The following is a 16,586-nucleotide window of genomic DNA, read 5'->3' on the forward strand; positions in this document are numbered from 1 at the left end:
TCGAAGAGCCTGAGATGACCGACTACAAAGCCACGCTGAACCTTCCGGATACTGCCTTCCCGATGAAAGCCGGCCTGCCGCAGCGCGAGCCGGAGACCCTGGCGCGCTGGGACAGTATTGGCCTTTACCAGAAGCTGCGGAAGCTTGGCGAGACCCGGCCGAAGTTCGTCCTGCACGACGGCCCGCCCTACGCCAACGGCAGCATCCACATCGGTCACGCGGTCAACAAGATCCTCAAGGACATGATCACCCGTTCCAAGACCCTGGCCGGCTTCGACGCCCCCTATGTGCCGGGCTGGGACTGCCACGGCCTGCCGATCGAGCACAAGGTTGAGACCACCTTCGGCAAGAACCAGCCGTCCGACCTGACTCGCGAGCGCTGCCGTACCTATGCCGGCGAGCAGATCGAAGGGCAGAAGGCCGACTTCATCCGCCTCGGTGTGCTGGGTGAGTGGAACAATCCGTACAAGACCATGGACTTCGCCAACGAGGCCGGCGAGATCCGCGCACTGGCTGAGATGGTCAAGCAGGGCTTCGTGTTCAAGGGCCTGAAGCCGGTCAACTGGTGCTTCGACTGCGGCTCGGCCCTGGCCGAGGCCGAGGTCGAGTATCAGGACAAGAAGTCCGATGCGATCGACGCGGCCTTCGCCGTCGAAGACACCGCCAAGCTGGCTGCCGCCTTCGGCCTGAGCGAACTGGCCAAGCCGGCCAGCATCGTCATCTGGACCACTACGCCCTGGACCATCCCGGCCAACCAGGCGCTCAACGTGCACCCGGAGTTCACCTACGCTCTGGTCGATGTCGGCGACAAGTTGCTGCTGCTGGCCGAGGAGCTGGTCGAGAGCTGCATGGCTCGCTACGGCCTGCAGGGTGAAGTGGTTGCCACCGCTGTCGGTGCCGCGCTGGAGAATATCCGCTTCCGCCATCCGTTCTACGAGCGTTTCGCTCCGGTCTATCTGGCCGAGTACGTCGAGCTGGGCGCCGGTACCGGTATCGTCCACTCCGCCCCGGCCTACGGCGAGGACGACTTCCGTTCGTGCAAGCAATACGGCATGCACAACGACGATATCCTCAGCCCGGTGCAGAGCAACGGGGTGTATGTGGCCGACCTGCCGTTCTTCGGTGGCCAGTTCATCTGGAAGGCCAACCCGGCCATCGTCGCCAAGCTCGGCGAAGTCGGCGCTCTGCTCAAGCACGAAGCAATCCAGCACAGCTACATGCACTGCTGGCGTCACAAGACTCCGCTGATCTACCGCGCCACCGCGCAGTGGTTCGTTGGCATGGACAAGACGCCGGAGCAGGGCGCCACTCTGCGCGAGCGTGCGCTGTCCGCCATCGAGCAGACCGAGTTCGTCCCGGCCTGGGGCCAGGCGCGCCTGCACAGCATGATCGCCGGCCGCCCGGACTGGTGCATCTCGCGTCAGCGCAACTGGGGCGTGCCGATCCCGTTCTTCCTCGACAAGGCCAGCGGTGAGCTGCACCCGCGCACCGTCGAGCTGATGGAAGAAGTGGCCAAGCGTGTCGAACAGCAAGGCATCGAGGCCTGGTTCAAGCTCGACGCCGCCGAGCTGCTCGGCGACGAGGCTGCGCAGTACGACAAGATCAGCGACACCCTGGATGTCTGGTTCGATTCCGGCACCACCCACTGGCACGTGATGCGTGGCTCGCACCCCATGGGCCACGAGCAGGGGCCGCGCGCCGACCTGTACCTGGAAGGTTCCGACCAGCACCGCGGCTGGTTCCACTCCTCGTTGCTGACCGGTAGCGCCATCGACGGTCACGCGCCGTACAAGGCGCTGCTGACCCACGGTTTCGTGGTCGACGAGAACGGTCGCAAGATGTCCAAGTCCCTCGGCAACGTCGTCGCCCCGCAGGAGGTCAACGACAGCCTGGGCGCCGACATCATGCGCCTGTGGGTCGCCTCCACCGATTACTCGGGCGAGATGGCCGTGTCCAAGGTCATCCTGCAGCGCAGCGCCGATGCCTACCGGCGTATCCGCAATACCATGCGCTTCCTGCTGGCCAACCTGGGCGATTTCGACCCGGCCAAACACCTGTTGCCGGCCGAGCAACTGCTCGACCTGGATCGCTGGGCCGTGGACGCCACCGCGCGCCTGCAGGCCGAAGTCATCGAGGCCTACGGCGAATATCGCTTCTGGAACGTCTACTCCAAGGTGCACAACTTCTGCGTGCAGGAGCTGGGTGGCTTCTATCTGGACGTGATCAAGGACCGTCAGTACACCACCGCTGCTGATAGCGCGGCACGCCGCTCCTGCCAGAGCGCGCAGTACCATATCGCCGAGGCCTTGGTGCGCTGGATCGCACCGATCCTGGCCTTCACCGCCGACGAGATCTGGTCGTTCCTGCCCGGCGAGCGCAACGAATCGGTCATGCTCAACACCTGGTACACAGGTCTCGATCGCCTGCCGGAAGGCTTCGAGCTGGATCGTGCCTACTGGGAGCAACTCACCGCCGTGCGCGCCGCGGTGAACAAGGAGCTGGAGAACCTGCGTAACAGCAAGGCCATTGGCGGCAACCTGCAGGCCGAGGTCACTCTGTACGGCGACGAGGCACTGCAGCAGTCCCTGACCAAGCTCGACGACGAGCTGCGCTTCGCCCTGATCACTTCCGCTGCCGCCGTCGCGCCGCTGGCCGATGCGCCAGCCGATGCCGTGGCCACCGAGGTTCCTGGTCTGAAGCTGAAGATCGTCAAATCGGCCCACGCCAAGTGCGGCCGTTGCTGGCACTTCCGCGCCGATGTCGGCAGCAATGCCGCGCACCCCGAGCTGTGCGAGCGTTGCGTGAGCAACATCGAAGGCGCTGGCGAGGTACGCAAGCATGTCTGATGCCTCGCGTTTCGGCCGTCTGGCCTGGCTGTGGCTGGCCGTGCTGGTGTTCGTCCTCGATCAGGGCAGCAAGCAGATCGTGCTGCAGGTGCTGGAGTACGGGCAGCGGGTCACCGTGATCGATGGCTACTTCGATTGGACCCATCTGTATAACCGTGGCGCCGCTTTCAGCTTCCTGGCCGCTGAGTCCGGCTGGCAACGCTGGCTGTTCGCAGCAATCGCATTCGGCGTCAGTGCTGTGCTGGTGGTGTGGATGAAGCGCCTCAAGAGCGACGAGACCTGGCTGGCCATTGCGCTGGCTATGGTGCTGGGCGGCGCGTTGGGCAACCTGTACGACCGTATCGTGCTCGGCCATGTGGTCGACTTCATCCTGGTGCACTGGCAGGACCGCCACCATTTCCCGGCCTTCAACCTGGCCGACAGCGGCATTACCGTCGGCGCCGTGATGCTGGCGCTGGATATGTTCAAGAGCAAGAAGTCCGGAGAGCCTGCCCATGACTGAGCTACGCATTGGCCCGGACAAGGAAGTCACCCTGCATTTCGCCCTCAAACTGGCCAACGGCGATGTGGTCGACAGCACCTTCGACAAGCAGCCGGCCACCTTCAAGGTGGGTGATGGCAACCTGTTGCCGGGCTTCGAGGTCGCGCTCTACGGCTTCAAGGCCGGCGACAAGCGCAGCCTGCAGATCGAACCGGAGAACGCCTTCGGTCAGCCCAATCCGCAGAACGTGCAGGTCATGCCGCGCAGCCAGTTCGCCGGCATGGAGCTGTCCGAGGGGCTGCTGGTGATCTTCAATGATGCCGCCAATGCCGAGCTGCCGGGCGTGGTCAAGGCGTTCGACGACGCGCAGGTGACCGTCGACTTCAACCATCCCCTGGCCGGCAAGACCCTGAGCTTCGACGTGGAAATCATCGAAGTCCGTCAGGCCTGACCCCTCTCCGGGAGGGGCGTACACTCTCCCCATCGCTTTCAGCGCGCGCCGAGATACCCAGCATGCAAATCAAACTCGCCAACCCCCGCGGCTTCTGCGCCGGCGTCGATCGCGCCATCGAGATCGTCAACCGCGCCCTGGAAGTGTTCGGTGCACCGATCTACGTGCGTCACGAAGTGGTGCACAACAAGTTCGTGGTCGAGGATCTGCGTGCCCGTGGCGCCGTATTCGTCGAAGAGCTGGACCAGGTGCCGGACAACACCATCGTCATCTTCAGTGCCCACGGCGTCTCCCAGGCCGTGCGCCAGGAAGCCGAGCGCCGCGGCCTCAAGGTGTTCGACGCCACCTGTCCGCTGGTGACCAAGGTGCACATGGAAGTCGCGCGCTACAGCCGCGACGGCCGCGAGTGCATCCTCATCGGCCACGAAGGCCACCCGGAAGTCGAAGGCACCATGGGCCAGTACGACGACCGCAACGGTGGTGCAATCTATCTGGTGGAAGACGAAGAAGACGTAGCCGCACTCGAAGTGCGCGACCCGCAGACGCTGGCCTTCGTCACCCAGACCACCCTGTCGATGGACGACACCAGCAAGGTCATCGACGCCCTGCGCGCCAAGTTCCCCAGCATCGGTGGGCCGCGCAAGGACGACATCTGCTACGCCACCCAGAACCGCCAGGATGCGGTGAAGCAATTGGCGGCGGAGTGCGATGTGGTGTTGGTGGTGGGGAGCCCGAATAGCTCCAATTCCAACCGCTTGCGGGAGTTGGCGGAGCGTATCGGTACGCCGGCTTATCTGATCGATGGGGCGGAAGACCTTACGCAGGCGTGGTTCGACGGCAAGCCGCGTATCGGCATTACCGCTGGCGCTTCTGCGCCAGAGGTGCTGGTTCGGGGGGTGGTTGAACAGCTGCGCCAATGGGGTGCAGTCGGGGCGGAGGAATTGAATGGTCGGCCGGAAAACGTAATCTTCTCTATGCCGAAGGAATTGCGTGTTAAGCAACTGGAGCCCTAGTGGAGCACTTCGCTGTCAGTGATGCTCGTTAAACAAGATTTCCATATGCATCTGAGAAAAAACCGGCCTAAGGCCGGTTTTTTTAAGCTTCAGCGAGGGCTATTTCCAGCATTCCTCAACTGTTTTCCCTGATCCCGATCTCCCTTTTACCCCAAGTGCATTTATTGTGAGGTTACCGCATCCGACGTCACCGATTTTTTGGGTTGCGGTCAAGGTGTAGCCACCATCTCCAGCAGAAGTACTTACAGTAACTTCGTAATAACCATTTTCCGACGATACTACGGTGCCGCTAGTTTTATGCATAGCGAGCTGCGCAATGTTGGCGCTGTCTGTGACATATCTAGTGTTCTGTGCGTAAAAGCGCTCCTGCCGAGCGGCAATCTCTATAAGTAGTGCCTTGCCCTCAGATCTTTTGCTGCGATTCAGATACTCCGTGTAGTTGGGTATCGCAATTGCGGCAAGAATTCCAATTATCCCGATCACCATCATTACCTCTATGAGGGTGAAGCCGGATGCTGATCTCTTGTTCATTGGTATTCCTCGGGAACTATGTGCCAGCTCTGCCGGCCATTACTGTTTGGGTCGTCACCTATAGTCGCTGGGTCGGCTGCACCATCACTACCATAAACTTGATTGTTAGGGGCCAAAGTAAATCCGCCGGTTGCGGGGAAGCGCACGCCTGAGACTACCTTTTTGTCAGAGCCGTAAGCATCTTTGGTGTCCACCGTTTTATCATTATTCAAGTCAAGAATATTATACTTGGTTCGTCCTCCAGTATGCGCGTCGACGCCATAGAACCATGTGTCTGCACCTGCCTGGCAAGGATCTTGGTTAGGCGTCAGGCTACTGAGGAAGAGAGTTCTCCCTCGCGCTGCCATGTTGTTAATGATCATCTCGCCAGTAAGCAGCTGTGTTCCCGAGCTCTCCACTGCCATATCGAGCGCCCATCCCCACATATTGACAGATGCGTCGTTATTTATGTCGTTTTCCGGGGCGTTTGGATTGCTGGCGTTGTAGTCTTTGAACCACTTAACGGGATTCTGGCTCAGGATCCTAATATCGTTAATTGCGGTCTTTCCATTTTCTCCTATGACCGCGCCATCGACTTGCTGGGTAAACTGTTGAGTCTGAAGTCTCCCAGTTCGCTCAGTCGCCTTGGTCGTGCTGGCAGAGGTCTGTTGCCTCTTGGTTTTGCGATCCCAAACTCCGTAGAGTGTCATGGCGCGACTAGTGTCAACGTTAGCATCACTGTTTTCGATGTATTTGCCTGTTCCGAATAGAACTATATAACCAACTGAACTGGGGTGGCGAACTAGCGAAGGCTGAATAGTGATCGCCTGGCGCTTGAGTTGCCCGGTTTTAGAGTCTTTGGCGGTGAAGATGGGTGTATTGCCATAGGAGATTTTGAAGTCTGTTACATTGGCGCTGATGGAGTCGCGGTCAAATGGGTCACCGGTAATTGCGCCGGCAACCGTCGGTACTAGATCAAAGCGCCATACATTGCCCTGCAGATCTCCGGCGTAAGCGTAATCGACCAAACCGTCGCCATTGTTGTCCGCGCCTCGCACGCTGGAGAGCCCATTGGGAAGGATATTTCCTGCCTCAACTACATCAGGTGTGACCAATTTGCTCAGCACTGCACCACTTTTTATATCGATAACGAAAAGGGCTGCTCTATCGTTCGTGCTGTTATAGCCATTCCCCATCAGAACGCCCCACTGTCCGGTATGGAGACGCGCAATCTCAGGTTGAGCAAAGGTGTAGCCAAGATCTGCCTGGGAGCTAGAGTCAATTTCCCACAGCAATTTGATTGCGTTGGGGTCTGTGATGTCTAGTGCAAAAATAGACCGGCCGCCGGCTCGCAAGGTGCCAATCAGCACGGTGTGCCAACCATCATCATCGCCAAAGTATACGTCTCGGACAACAGGGGAGCCATCCACGAAATATTGGTGTGCCGCTCCGGTGTAGTTTTGGCCGGTCAAACGATGGAGGTTTTTGATGACCTCCGAGGGGATGAAGGCGAACTCTTCCTTTCCAGTGGTTGCATTAAATCCATGCAACATACCGTCGTTACCGCCAACATATATCATCTCCTTGCGGAGTCCCTTCTTATTCGCAGCTTTAAATGAGCGGTAGCTTTTGTAATTGGCGCGTTTTTCAGGGTTTTCGATTCGGTCGGCGAGATAGGCTAGATATCCAGGTGTCCCTACCACAACAGGGCTGGAGTTAATAATGTCTCCGAGTACTGTGCTGCGAGAGCGAAACGCCGGACTAGTAACCCCCTCATTGCTGCGCTCACCTCGAACATAGGAAACACGTGCTTCTCCTTTGTTGTCCGAGGCGCCAACTAGGCTTTCAGGGTCCACGTTCAGCATGTTCTTCTGCGCTAAGCTCAAATTACTCCAAGTGAAATCTTTCATCTTGGTTGGGATGTTGGTGGTGTCAGCAATTTTGACGACACGAGTACCTGGGTTTATGGATTGATTAACGGCTTGCGCTTTCCACTGGATGGTTTGGGCTCCAGAGGCGTCAATCAGCGTTTTAATGAGCTCGCCGCTCCAATCCTGGCTATTGAATTGGGTCGCATAGACATTACTTTGGATCTTGCTGCTGTCTGTATCAGACACAAAAGATGCTGACACAGCGGGGCGTGCAGCGGATGTTGTTCGATCAGCAATTCGGTTCAGAATTTCTTGGAATGCACGAACCAATTCATCCGGGCTGTCAACGCTGAAGAACTCTCCGCGTGAGTTGATGGCTGCGTGCCAGAGATCATAGGGGTTGTTTGCGCTATCGGCACTTGCTGCCGGCCAGTTTTGGGTTCCGTTGCGGAAGTTGTTATACCCATTGCCTCCAAATGTACCTAGGGTGGGGTCCCACTCGCGGTTTGTTTGGTTCAGCGCGCTGCTCAGGCCCAGGCTCATGGTGAAATTGACCATGTGCTGCCAAGTAGCAGGGTCATTACGCGGATCCCAGTAGTTCGCAGTGGTGTCGTTGCTTTTGAAAGGATAATAAGGTTGCAGACCATTGGCCAAGCCACTGTTCAGATCTGTTGCCCAGTAATGCATGGCCAAGTCTGCAAGTGTCTGAGTTGTTGCGTCTGTGAAGGGAGCGCGGGTACCGTTATAAACAGTCCCGTCAGACATCGTGAAATTAGCTGCGTCGTGCCGGAACGTGTCGGAAGGCGCGTCGAAGCCTTGGTTCCAGATACCATCGGTCATTAAGATGTGATAGCTGGGACGGCAAGAGTAGGTATTCGCCGTCGTATTGTTCTGGGCACTGTTGTTAGGATATTTCTGCCAGGCGACGGCACTCTTGAAGAACTCTCCTGCGCGGCGCATGGCCGGACGAAGTGGAGTGCTTCCGTTGAAAGGCGGATCCTGTAGCCAAGCCATAAGACGCCCGCGATGAGCGGTGGAGTATTCCCTGAAGCGGTTGTCTTGGCAGTTGGTAGTGTCGCTGCCCGTGAAAGTTGTGCAGTTGGTGAGGTTCTGCCAAGTCAAACGAATTTCTGGCGGAAGGCTGGCGAATGCAATCTGGGCTGCGCTCTGGGTTGCTAGGGCGCGGTTGCGATAGAATGAGTACCAGATTGCAAAATTTTTGCGCTCATCAGCACCGGCTGCGCTGTCGTCGAGGCGGATTTTGCCAGACGAACTAGACACGAAGACCAGTTTATAGCAGTCCTCATCCGTCTTGTCGGTAGCTGTACAGTTATTGAGTGTGGTATCTCGAGTGTAGTAGTAAGCGGGGCGGCCAACCTGGCGCCCATCAATAACTACAGTGTAGTTGTTGCTGCTGCGGCTGCAGCTGGCTGTAAGGCCGCTTAAGGCTGGGGGAAGAGTTGACGAAACACTTACGGTGCAGCCACCGCTTGTTCTTGTTACAGTGAAATCCACGCCAGAAATACTTTTGTTCTGTGAGCTGCCGTTTGTGGTTGGGCCTGAGAACGTACCGCTGGTGTAATAAAAATCAAGGGTGGCATTTGCTGCAAAAGCATTTGCCGTGTTGTTGTATGTGTAAGTAGTGCTGGGGTCTAGGGTGCTGCGCGGGTCGTAAGTCCATGAAACACGATAGTCATTAGATAGGTTAAAGCTGCCGCGTGCGCTGTTAAATCCATTGTTAAAGGCGGCGGAAAACCCTGTTGTGTAGGGCGTGCTAGATGTATTACCACTGGAGTCATATCGCGTGGGTATGCGATAAGTTACCTCTGGGTTGTAATACATGGGGTTAAATGCGGCAGACTTTGAACGGCGGGTAGCTCCTGTTCCGTTGATGTTATCGGGAACAAAGGCCCAGCGCATACTGCCGGAGTCGTCAATAGTGAGTAGTAAGTTGGGTGCAACCGTCTCGCTCAAGATGAGAGGCTTCTGGCTTATATTGAGTACTGCTGCGCCTGCCTGAAGTGTGCCAGAGAGGTAAGCGCAAAAGCCGAGAGTGCTCAGCCAGAAGCCCGAGTTCTTGAAGTGATACATAAAATGGCTCCTAAGAATAGACGTGGTCGAGTCAGTTGCTCTCGATAAGGCCCTTGGAATTCAGTGCAACAGTTGTGCGGATGGCTGATTCAATGTTGTTTGCCGTAGCCATTCCGTTAATCTCGTATCTAAATACTCCAATTCCCAAAAGCATATTTCCGTATTCTGGGTTCTCGCTTTCACCTAAGGCGTCACCCCCTGGGGCGACTTGGGCATACCACTGGACAGCACCTGGTAGTTGCGTGCCGTCGTTAGGTGAGTAAGCTTGGACTTGAGTGCGGTTGACTGCATAGCCTGGGACTCTGTCGAGTAAGCAGAGCTTTTTCAGTTCAATACCGTTGCAGTCGCTGGTAGGTTCTTGCGGGCCCCTCTCGACAGTCCTTCTTTCTCCGTCTCTTACGGCAGAGTCTGCGGTGCTCAAGAGTTGTTTGTTTTCTACCATGTTGCTTGTGATGCGGGTTTCGAGGGTAACCTCACGCATGTTGGAGATGGCTAGCATGGTAATGATCAATAAGAAGACGAGAGCAACAACTAGGCTGACCCCCTGCTGTGTTTTGGGAAAGTGCCAGTGCATGGGGAGTGATTGTTTCATGGCATAAGGTTCCTCATGCTAGAACTGGTAGAAAGCATCGTGTAAAGCTTTTTGTCAGTTGGGGCGGTGTTGAACCAATATTCGTAAACCGCACTGCCTGCTTCCTTGGTTATATCTCGTGCGCTTGCGGTTAGTACCGAGAACTTGACGGCTCTAATATTGGCCGTAGCTGTAGGATTTTTTGTATATTCTTTAACGGCTTTTTCGTCATTGTCATTCACACCATACTCGAAGCTCAAGGACTGAATGTTTGATGCAATGACTTCGCCGTTGCAGGTTAATTGCATGGCGGTGTCACCGTCGCTGGGGTCCTTGTCCTCCATTTTGAACGTTTCTGTTATTATTGGAGGAGGGTTGCTTCCGCTTCTTGAAACGTAGGGGGTGTTTGGGATATTAGTGGCAAGATTGCCGTCACAGCCTCTGGTGTTGGGGAAGGCTGCTTGGTAACGAATGCAAAATGACGTGTCGCTTATTTTTTTCGATACTTGTCCGGCACTTAGTCCGCCGCAAGAGGCATCGTCCTTGGGGAATGCTGTTTCCATCGTTTCGTCAGGACGGCGCCGGTATCCGGTTTTAGATAGCTCCTGTTCCAATATAAGGATAGAAAATCTTGCATTTTCTACGTTGCTTCCCTGATTTTGCTGGAAAAGATAACTTTCTTTGTTGTCCAAATAAACTTGGGTAACGCCGAGGAGCAGGAAGACGCTTATAAGCATTGCAACCATGAGCTCAATTAGTGAAATACCGCCTTGCTTGTTCATGCTTAAATCTCTCCGCGCAGACGTAGACGGCAAATGCTGGTATCGCCGCCAGCGGCAACCGACGCATCCAGGCATCCATCCCCGGTAGCCCGCCAAACTATCTGAATTTCTATGGCAGATCCGGCTGCACAGGTTCCAGGGGTCAAGGAGCGGCAGGTATAGAACTGATTGGCGAGGGTGGTCGTATCAGGCAGTAACAGGCGGGCCTTGTTACTCCAGCAAGTTAGCTGTTGGGCCACGTTGCTGCTTGCTATCGCAACATTGGTGTCGCATGCACCCGCGGCGGGCAATTGGTTGAAAAGATATAGGTTTGCCTGAGTCGGATTGGCTCGGATCATTTCCATAAGCTCATTAGCTAACAGGACGGCGTTGTTTCTCTGAGTTGAGTCAGTAGTGTATTGAATACTTCTTCCTTGCATGGCAACCAATCCAAGCATCCCGATTGTCATTAGTATCAGGGTTACCATGATCTCAATCAGTGTGAAGCCAGTGCTGCGGCTTGTAGTCATGGTGTGCAGTCCCCTAAATTAGTAAGGTCGTCAGCGTCTTTGCCGCGCTGGTGCAGTCGAATGCCCCCGCTAGGTTGAACGGTGAGCAGGTAGGCAAACTCCGATTCATTGTCGCGGCAGAGAATGAATGATGCCGCCGAGGCCGAGCCGCTCGAAGTAAACGCCAGAGAAATGGGGGAAAGGGTGCTACTGATGGTCACCTGCGCATCAGTAAACTCCTCGCGGCGTAAGGTTTCGCTGGCAGTGCTAACCGTCCACGTGTTTGAAGCGGCGCTGATGGTTACGGGCGTTCGGCGAATCACGGCTTCGCTTCGTGCGAATTGTAGAAGGCTGCCCAGTGTTTGAGCTTGTGATTCAAGTTGGCCATTACGGACCATGCGGGCCAGGTTAGGGATGGCAATTCCTGCAGCGATGCTCAGCAAGGCTATGGCAACCATCAGTTCTATCAGGCTGAATCCCCTCATGCCTTTAAGTCGCGACATAGCAAACTCCTCGGATTAACTTACCGTGATCATCCAGTAACTCTCCATGTGAGTCCCCTCTGGCTGGACGGCTGGTGTGCCCCGGCGGATGACTGGTCGTCTCAATTCGCTGCTATGGGCATCTGCTTGACATGTCGAGGTTCTCGGCTTGCGTGGCATGTCTAACTCTACCTTGGCGATTGATGATGAGTTGCCAGGCAATGCCGTTGCTTGAGCATTGATAAAAGCGTCCGTTGCTAGTGGGGCTGGTCCCATTGGGGTAGAAGCGTAGGCGTTTTTCGAAGCCAGCCCAGTAGACTTGGCTGCTATCCATTTTCTTGGTGAGATTGAGTAGGGAATTCTGCGCGTTGCTTAGCTTTGACATCCAGCCATCCTGCCAGCGATTGTTGCAGCGATGGCCGTCGCTGGTTGCACACAGATCCACTGCTTGCTTTCGGAGGACGGCCTGCATGCGGGCAAAATTGACAGCCGCATGCAAGCTGTCTCGCAGGGATTCTTGCTGATTTTTCTCTATGAAGCTGCTTAGCGCCGGAATCGCGAGCCCAAGCAGTATCGAAGCAATTACAATTGCGCAAAGTAGATCTAGCAAGCTGAATGCCTGCTGAGTTTTTGATCTCATGGCGTGGTCCCTTCATTACATTGCTGCCTTCCTGGCATCAGTTGGTTTAGACCGGCATCGAGAGTTTGGCAATGGAGAATTGTGTGGAGAGGTTAATTGTTGTCGGGGGAGGGGTTATCGGATTGATGACTGCCGCCTTGTTGGCGGAAGAAGGGGGGCAGGTCACGCTGCTTGATAGAGGGAAGCTTGGAGGGGAGGCTTCTTGGGCGGGTGGGGGCATTGTTTCCCCTCTCTTTCCTTGGCGCTATAGCCCGGCTATCACTGCGTTAGCCAACTGGTCCCAAGATTATTATCCAGAATTAGCGCGCCGGCTTTTTGCCTATACGGGTGTGGACTCTCAGCTGTGTCGCACTGGTCTTTACTGGCTTGACCTTGAAGATGAGCCTGCTGCTGTTTCATGGGCTCAACACTGGGGTAAGCCCTTGGTTCAGTTGGGAGGCGCTGCTGTTGTTGAGGCTGTTCCACAGATAGGGAGGGGATTTGAGCGCGCCTTGTACTCTGAGGATGTAGCAAATGTCAGAAATCCTCGCCTTCTTCAAGCTTTAAGGATTTTTCTGAAGGCCAGGGCCAATGTTGTTCTGCGCGAACAGTTATCTGTTAGTGGTTTCGTATTCGAAAGCGGCCGGGTTCGAGGGGTAATCGCCGATGGGGGGCGATTGCTGGCTGATCGAGTTATTTTGGCTGCAGGAGCTTGGAGCGGTTCTTTGATGGAGGCGTTGGGGTTTCATTTACCCGTTGGGCCGGTTAAGGGGCAGATGCTTCTTTACAAATGTTCAGAGAGCTTCTTGTCAACCATGGTTTTAGCTAGGGGGCGTTATGTCATTCCTCGTCAAGATGGCCATGTTCTTGTAGGCAGCACGCTTGAATACGTCGGTTTCGACAAGGCGCCTACCATGGAGGCGCTGGCAAGCCTAAAGGATTCTGCCGAAGGGATATTACCCGCACTGGCTGATGCCGATTTGGTGGGTCATTGGGCTGGCCTGCGTCCTGGTTCCCCAGATGGGATTCCATTCATAGGTGAAATTTCAGAGTACCCCGGCCTATGGCTCAATTGCGGTCATTATCGGAATGGCTTGGTTCTTGCGCCAGCATCCTGCCGGTTGTTGATTGATCTGATGATGAGCCGTAAACCGATAATTGATCCGGCGCCATACTCGCCTGCAAGATTGGGCTATTGATCAGTCGATCCCGAGCTTTTTTAGGCGATAACGCATCGAGCGGAACGTCAGCCCTAAGCGTTGGGCTGCTGCGGTACGATTCCAGCGAGTTTCTTCTAGTGCTTGCATGATCAGCCTGCGCTCTATCTCCTCTAGATAGTCCTCAAGATTGTCGACCTGTGATAGTGAAGCTTCACTGCCTTCTGTGGCTGGAGTTGCATCTGCCAAGCGCAGGTCGATTGCCTGTATTTGGTCGTTCTCGCACAGGGTATAGGCGCGCTCCAGCATGTTCTCCAGCTCGCGCACGTTACCAGGGAAGCGGTAGCACTTGAGTTTGTCCAGAGCGTCCTCGGTGATGGTCGCGGCTGCTAGGCCACTGCCTTCGGATAGTCGGCGCAGCATGGTTTCAGCCAGCAGCGGAATATCTTCGCGGCGCTCGCGCAGTGGGGGCACGCGCAGCTCGATAACGTTAAGTCGGTAGAACAAGTCCTGGCGGAAGCGTCCGGCAGCGACCTCTGCCGCCAGATCCTTGTGAGTGGCGCAGAGGATGCGTACATCTACCACCACTTCCTGCTGGCCGCCGACGGCGCGCACGGCCTTTTCCTGGATGGCGCGCAGCAGCTTGACCTGCATGGCTAGGGGCAGATCAGCGACTTCGTCGAGGAACAGCGTGCCACCGTCGGCGGCCTGGAAGAGTCCCTGTTTATCCTCGATAGCTCCGGTGAAGCTGCCCTTCTTGTGACCGAAGAACTCACTCTCCATCAGCTCCGAGGGGATGGCGCCGCAGTTGACCGGTACGAAGGGCTTTTCGCTGCGCGGCCCTTGCTCATGGATCAGGCGGGCCACCAGTTCCTTGCCGCTGCCGGACTCGCCGCTGATATAGACAGGAGCCTGGCTGCGCGCGAGTTTCTGGATCTGGTTGCGCAAGGCCTTCATCGGTGGCGAATCGCCGAGCAGGCGGGTATCGACCGGCCCCTCTTCGTGCTCACCGCTACGCAGGCGCAGCGCGGTGGCCACCAGTTCACGCAGGCGGCCGAGATCGACGGGTTTGGTCAGGAAGTCGAAGGCGCCGGCCTTGAGCGCGTTGATTGCAGTATCCAGGCTGCCATAGGCGGTGATCATCGCCACCGGAACTTGCGCGTGGCGCTGCTGGATATGCTGCACCAGCTCCAGTCCGGTGCCGTCGGGCAGGCGCATATCGGTCAGGCACAGATCGAATGGCTCGCGAGCTAGCCACTCCTTCGCCTCTTTGACGTTGCGTGCGCTGCGCGTGTCGAGCTTCATACGGCCCAGGGTAATTTCCAGGAGTTCGCGGATATCGGGCTCGTCGTCGACGATCAGGGCTCTCTGCCGGGTGCTCATGTTCAGCTCAGCTTGCGTGGATGGGCGAAGGTGATGCGGAAGCAACTGCCACCACCCTCGCGAGGTTTGTAGTCGAGGCGGGCCTGGTTGCTTTCGCAAAGCTCGCGGGAAATATACAGGCCCAGGCCGGTGCCCTTGTTGTCGGTGGTGTAGAACGGCTCGAAGATATGCTGCAACTGCTCGGTGGGGACACCTGGGCCATCGTCCAGCACCTCCAGCGTAGGCAGGTCGCTCTCGGCGTCGCGATAGAGCTTAAGCCACACCTGGCCCAATTGATGGCTTTGGGCGCTATAACGCAGACCGTTCTGCACCAGGTTGGTCAACACCTGAGTCAGTTGGTGTGGGTCCATGCGGGTCTGCAGGCTGCCGCTACTGGTTTCCAAGTGCAGGGTCTGATCCAGGCGCGCCGAGTTACGGAATTCGCTGGCGAAGCGATGTAGCCAGTATTTCAGGTCAAGCAGTTGCGGCTCGGCCTGGCGGCGTCGCGAGAGCTGCAATACGTTCTCGATCACCATGTTCATCCGCCGCGAATGATCCTGGATGATCTGGGCCAGACGCCGATCAGGCTCCTCCAGGTCTTCCGACTCCTGCAACAGCTGCGCGGCGTGGCTGATGGCGCCCAGCGGGTTGCGGATCTCGTGGGCGATGCCGGCTGTCAGTCTGCCTAGGGACGCAAGCTTGAGCTGCTGCGCCTGCTGGGTGACCTGCGAGATATCGTCGAGGAAGATCAATGTGTGCAGCTCATCGCCCCTGTGTAGGGGGATAAAACTGGGTTGCAGCAAAGGTCCGTCGGCTATCGCCTGCAGGCTCTGTGGGCGCAGGGTCGGATTGTGCTGCCACTGTTGCAGGCGCTGGACCAGGTCCGGGCAATGCGGGTCCAACACTTTGTTTTCCAGCCTGCTGCGGCCGAGCATGCCGAGGGCGCCCTGATTGGCCAGTAACACCTTGTGCTGCTTGTCCAGCACCAGGATGCCGGTGCGCATTCGTTGCAGAATCAGCGAGTTGAGCGCTTCGAGGCTGGCGACATCGACTGCCCGTTGTTCGGCCAGGTTTTCGCTCTGTTGCAGGCGTTGACTGAGGCCTTGGAGAAAAATCGCTGCGGCAAAACAGAGCGCACCTAGCGCGCCAGCCTGAACGAACTGGGCGCCAGCAGCGGGGCGATGCAGGCTCAGATAGAAGGTCAGGGCGAGCATGCCGATGGCAGCGACGGCAGCGATCAGCAGGCCGACTCTTCCGCGGAGCAGGATATTGGCAATCGCCACCGCGACGATCAGCAAGTTGCCGATGCCGCTGGGAGTACCACCCGCCGAGTAGAACAACGCGCAGAGCAGGAGTACGTCGAACAGTGCCAGGCCAAACACCTGAATCAGGTGCTTGGGGCGCTGCATCAGCACCGTTATCAGGACGTTGACTATCAGGTACGCCCAGCTGCCGTAGCGGAACAGCTGCACATGCGCCAGCTCCAGTAGCTCGCTGTCCAGGTTGCTGGAGATCAGCAGAACCAGCGCCAGGCCGAGGGCGACCCGGTACAGGTTGTACAGCCGCAGTATCCGCCGGCCGGGGATGCCGTCGAGAGTCAGGTGCTCTGCGCTCACTGCCGGGGCTGCCCCTGCTTCAGGTGGGCCTGGCTGCAATACCAGAGCTGCTCTTGAGGTAGCGCCTTGTCGCGAGGCACATGCACGCCGCACTGGGCGCAGCGCACCATCGGCGCCGGCTGATCTTCATCTGGCTTTGCCGCTGGGGCGGCGGGGCGATTGAAGCGGCGCCACAGCCAGACGGCGGCGGCGATCACGGCGGCCCAGAACAGCAGACGGAACATGGTTTGCTCTCTCGTTGGCAGG

15 protein-coding genes are annotated in these 16,586 nt (G+C 57.0%); 5 read left to right on the forward strand and 10 right to left on the reverse strand.

Annotated elements, in window-relative coordinates; all coding sequences use genetic code 11:
- Positions 1-14 precede the first annotated feature (14 nt).
- The 4 genes from ileS (at position 15) to ispH (ending at position 4,791) form a co-directional block, all read left to right on the forward strand.
- Positions 15-2,846, forward strand: a complete 2,832-nt coding sequence (gene ileS / locus FFS62_RS00605) for an isoleucine--tRNA ligase (protein ID WP_137970887.1) — start codon at positions 15-17, stop codon at positions 2,844-2,846.
- On the forward strand, positions 2,839-3,348 hold the full coding sequence (gene lspA / locus FFS62_RS00610) for a signal peptidase II (protein ID WP_137970888.1): 510 nt from the start codon (positions 2,839-2,841) through the stop codon (positions 3,346-3,348). Before ileS ends, lspA begins: the two co-directional genes overlap by 8 nt.
- On the forward strand, positions 3,341-3,778 hold the full coding sequence (locus FFS62_RS00615; protein WP_137970889.1) for a peptidylprolyl isomerase: 438 nt from the start codon (positions 3,341-3,343) through the stop codon (positions 3,776-3,778). Before lspA ends, FFS62_RS00615 begins: the two co-directional genes overlap by 8 nt.
- A gap of 62 nt (positions 3,779-3,840) precedes the next feature.
- A complete protein-coding gene (gene ispH, locus FFS62_RS00620; protein ID WP_137970890.1) occupies positions 3,841-4,791 on the forward strand; it encodes a 4-hydroxy-3-methylbut-2-enyl diphosphate reductase in 951 nt (316 codons plus the stop codon).
- A 99-nt stretch (positions 4,792-4,890) separates the two neighbouring features.
- Here the strand turns inward: ispH and FFS62_RS00625 are convergent, their stop codons facing one another.
- The 7 genes from FFS62_RS00625 to FFS62_RS00655 form a co-directional block, all read right to left on the reverse strand.
- A complete protein-coding gene (locus FFS62_RS00625) occupies positions 4,891-5,322 on the reverse strand; it encodes a type IV pilin protein (protein ID WP_137970891.1) in 432 nt (143 codons plus the stop codon).
- Positions 5,319-9,263 (reverse strand): pilus assembly protein, encoded by a 3,945-nt coding sequence (locus FFS62_RS00630; protein WP_256662095.1) that lies wholly within the window; start codon positions 9,261-9,263, stop codon positions 5,319-5,321. The genes FFS62_RS00625 and FFS62_RS00630 overlap by 4 nt, the downstream gene beginning before the upstream one ends.
- A gap of 31 nt (positions 9,264-9,294) precedes the next feature.
- The gene (locus FFS62_RS00635) at positions 9,295-9,855 is read right to left on the reverse strand and encodes a PilX N-terminal domain-containing pilus assembly protein (protein ID WP_256662096.1); all 561 of its coding nucleotides are present in this window, start codon (positions 9,853-9,855) and stop codon (positions 9,295-9,297) included.
- Positions 9,852-10,616, reverse strand: a complete 765-nt coding sequence (locus FFS62_RS00640) for a PilW family protein (RefSeq protein ID WP_137970892.1) — start codon at positions 10,614-10,616, stop codon at positions 9,852-9,854. Before FFS62_RS00640 ends, FFS62_RS00635 begins: the two co-directional genes overlap by 4 nt.
- 2 nt (positions 10,617-10,618) lie before the next feature.
- Positions 10,619-11,125: a type IV pilus modification protein PilV gene (pilV, locus tag FFS62_RS00645; protein WP_137970893.1), complete on the reverse strand. Its 507-nt coding sequence runs from the start codon at positions 11,123-11,125 to the stop codon at positions 10,619-10,621.
- On the reverse strand, positions 11,122-11,607 hold the full coding sequence (locus FFS62_RS00650) for a GspH/FimT family pseudopilin (RefSeq protein ID WP_137970894.1): 486 nt from the start codon (positions 11,605-11,607) through the stop codon (positions 11,122-11,124). The genes pilV and FFS62_RS00650 overlap by 4 nt, the downstream gene beginning before the upstream one ends.
- A gap of 112 nt (positions 11,608-11,719) precedes the next feature.
- The gene (locus FFS62_RS00655) at positions 11,720-12,226 is read right to left on the reverse strand and encodes a GspH/FimT family pseudopilin (RefSeq protein WP_137970895.1); all 507 of its coding nucleotides are present in this window, start codon (positions 12,224-12,226) and stop codon (positions 11,720-11,722) included.
- A gap of 71 nt (positions 12,227-12,297) precedes the next feature.
- On the opposite strand from FFS62_RS00655, the gene thiO reads away from it, so the two are divergent.
- On the forward strand, positions 12,298-13,404 hold the full coding sequence (gene thiO / locus FFS62_RS00660) for a glycine oxidase ThiO (protein WP_137970896.1): 1,107 nt from the start codon (positions 12,298-12,300) through the stop codon (positions 13,402-13,404).
- On the opposite strand, the gene FFS62_RS00665 is transcribed toward thiO, so the two are convergent.
- The 3 genes from FFS62_RS00665 to FFS62_RS00675 are packed head-to-tail and all read right to left on the reverse strand — an operon-like array spanning position 13,405 to position 16,564.
- Complete coding sequence (locus FFS62_RS00665) at positions 13,405-14,745, reverse strand: sigma-54 dependent transcriptional regulator (RefSeq protein ID WP_137970897.1); 1,341 nt, start codon at positions 14,743-14,745, stop codon at positions 13,405-13,407.
- Between the two features lie 2 nt (positions 14,746-14,747).
- The gene (locus tag FFS62_RS00670) at positions 14,748-16,340 is read right to left on the reverse strand and encodes a PAS domain-containing sensor histidine kinase (protein WP_137970898.1); all 1,593 of its coding nucleotides are present in this window, start codon (positions 16,338-16,340) and stop codon (positions 14,748-14,750) included.
- Complete coding sequence (locus FFS62_RS00675) at positions 16,337-16,564, reverse strand: PP0621 family protein (protein ID WP_137970899.1); 228 nt, start codon at positions 16,562-16,564, stop codon at positions 16,337-16,339. The genes FFS62_RS00670 and FFS62_RS00675 overlap by 4 nt, the downstream gene beginning before the upstream one ends.
- Between the last annotated feature and the right edge of the window lie 22 nt (positions 16,565-16,586).

It is taken from the genome of Pseudomonas sp. F(2018), from assembly GCF_005508865.1.
Taxonomy (GTDB): Bacteria; Pseudomonadota; Gammaproteobacteria; order Pseudomonadales; family Pseudomonadaceae; genus Aquipseudomonas.

Excerpts from the sequence above, each read along its gene's own strand:
- ileS (WP_137970887.1), top strand. The coding sequence starts at position 15 with ATGACCGACTACAAAGCCACGCTGAACCTTCCGGATACTGCCTTCCCG.
- lspA (WP_137970888.1), top strand. The coding sequence starts at position 2,839 with ATGTCTGATGCCTCGCGTTTCGGCCGTCTGGCCTGGCTGTGGCTGGCC.
- FFS62_RS00615 (WP_137970889.1), top strand. The coding sequence starts at position 3,341 with ATGACTGAGCTACGCATTGGCCCGGACAAGGAAGTCACCCTGCATTTC.
- ispH (WP_137970890.1), top strand. The coding sequence starts at position 3,841 with ATGCAAATCAAACTCGCCAACCCCCGCGGCTTCTGCGCCGGCGTCGAT.
- FFS62_RS00625 (WP_137970891.1), bottom strand. The coding sequence starts at position 5,322 with ATGAACAAGAGATCAGCATCCGGCTTCACCCTCATAGAGGTAATGATG.
- FFS62_RS00630 (WP_256662095.1), bottom strand. The coding sequence starts at position 9,263 with ATGTATCACTTCAAGAACTCGGGCTTCTGGCTGAGCACTCTCGGCTTT.
- FFS62_RS00635 (WP_256662096.1), bottom strand. The coding sequence starts at position 9,855 with ATGAAACAATCACTCCCCATGCACTGGCACTTTCCCAAAACACAGCAG.
- FFS62_RS00640 (WP_137970892.1), bottom strand. The coding sequence starts at position 10,616 with ATGAACAAGCAAGGCGGTATTTCACTAATTGAGCTCATGGTTGCAATG.
- pilV (WP_137970893.1), bottom strand. The coding sequence starts at position 11,125 with ATGACTACAAGCCGCAGCACTGGCTTCACACTGATTGAGATCATGGTA.
- FFS62_RS00650 (WP_137970894.1), bottom strand. The coding sequence starts at position 11,607 with ATGTCGCGACTTAAAGGCATGAGGGGATTCAGCCTGATAGAACTGATG.
- FFS62_RS00655 (WP_137970895.1), bottom strand. The coding sequence starts at position 12,226 with ATGAGATCAAAAACTCAGCAGGCATTCAGCTTGCTAGATCTACTTTGC.
- thiO (WP_137970896.1), top strand. The coding sequence starts at position 12,298 with ATGGAGAATTGTGTGGAGAGGTTAATTGTTGTCGGGGGAGGGGTTATC.
- FFS62_RS00665 (WP_137970897.1), bottom strand. The coding sequence starts at position 14,745 with ATGAGCACCCGGCAGAGAGCCCTGATCGTCGACGACGAGCCCGATATC.
- FFS62_RS00675 (WP_137970899.1), bottom strand. The coding sequence starts at position 16,564 with ATGTTCCGTCTGCTGTTCTGGGCCGCCGTGATCGCCGCCGCCGTCTGG.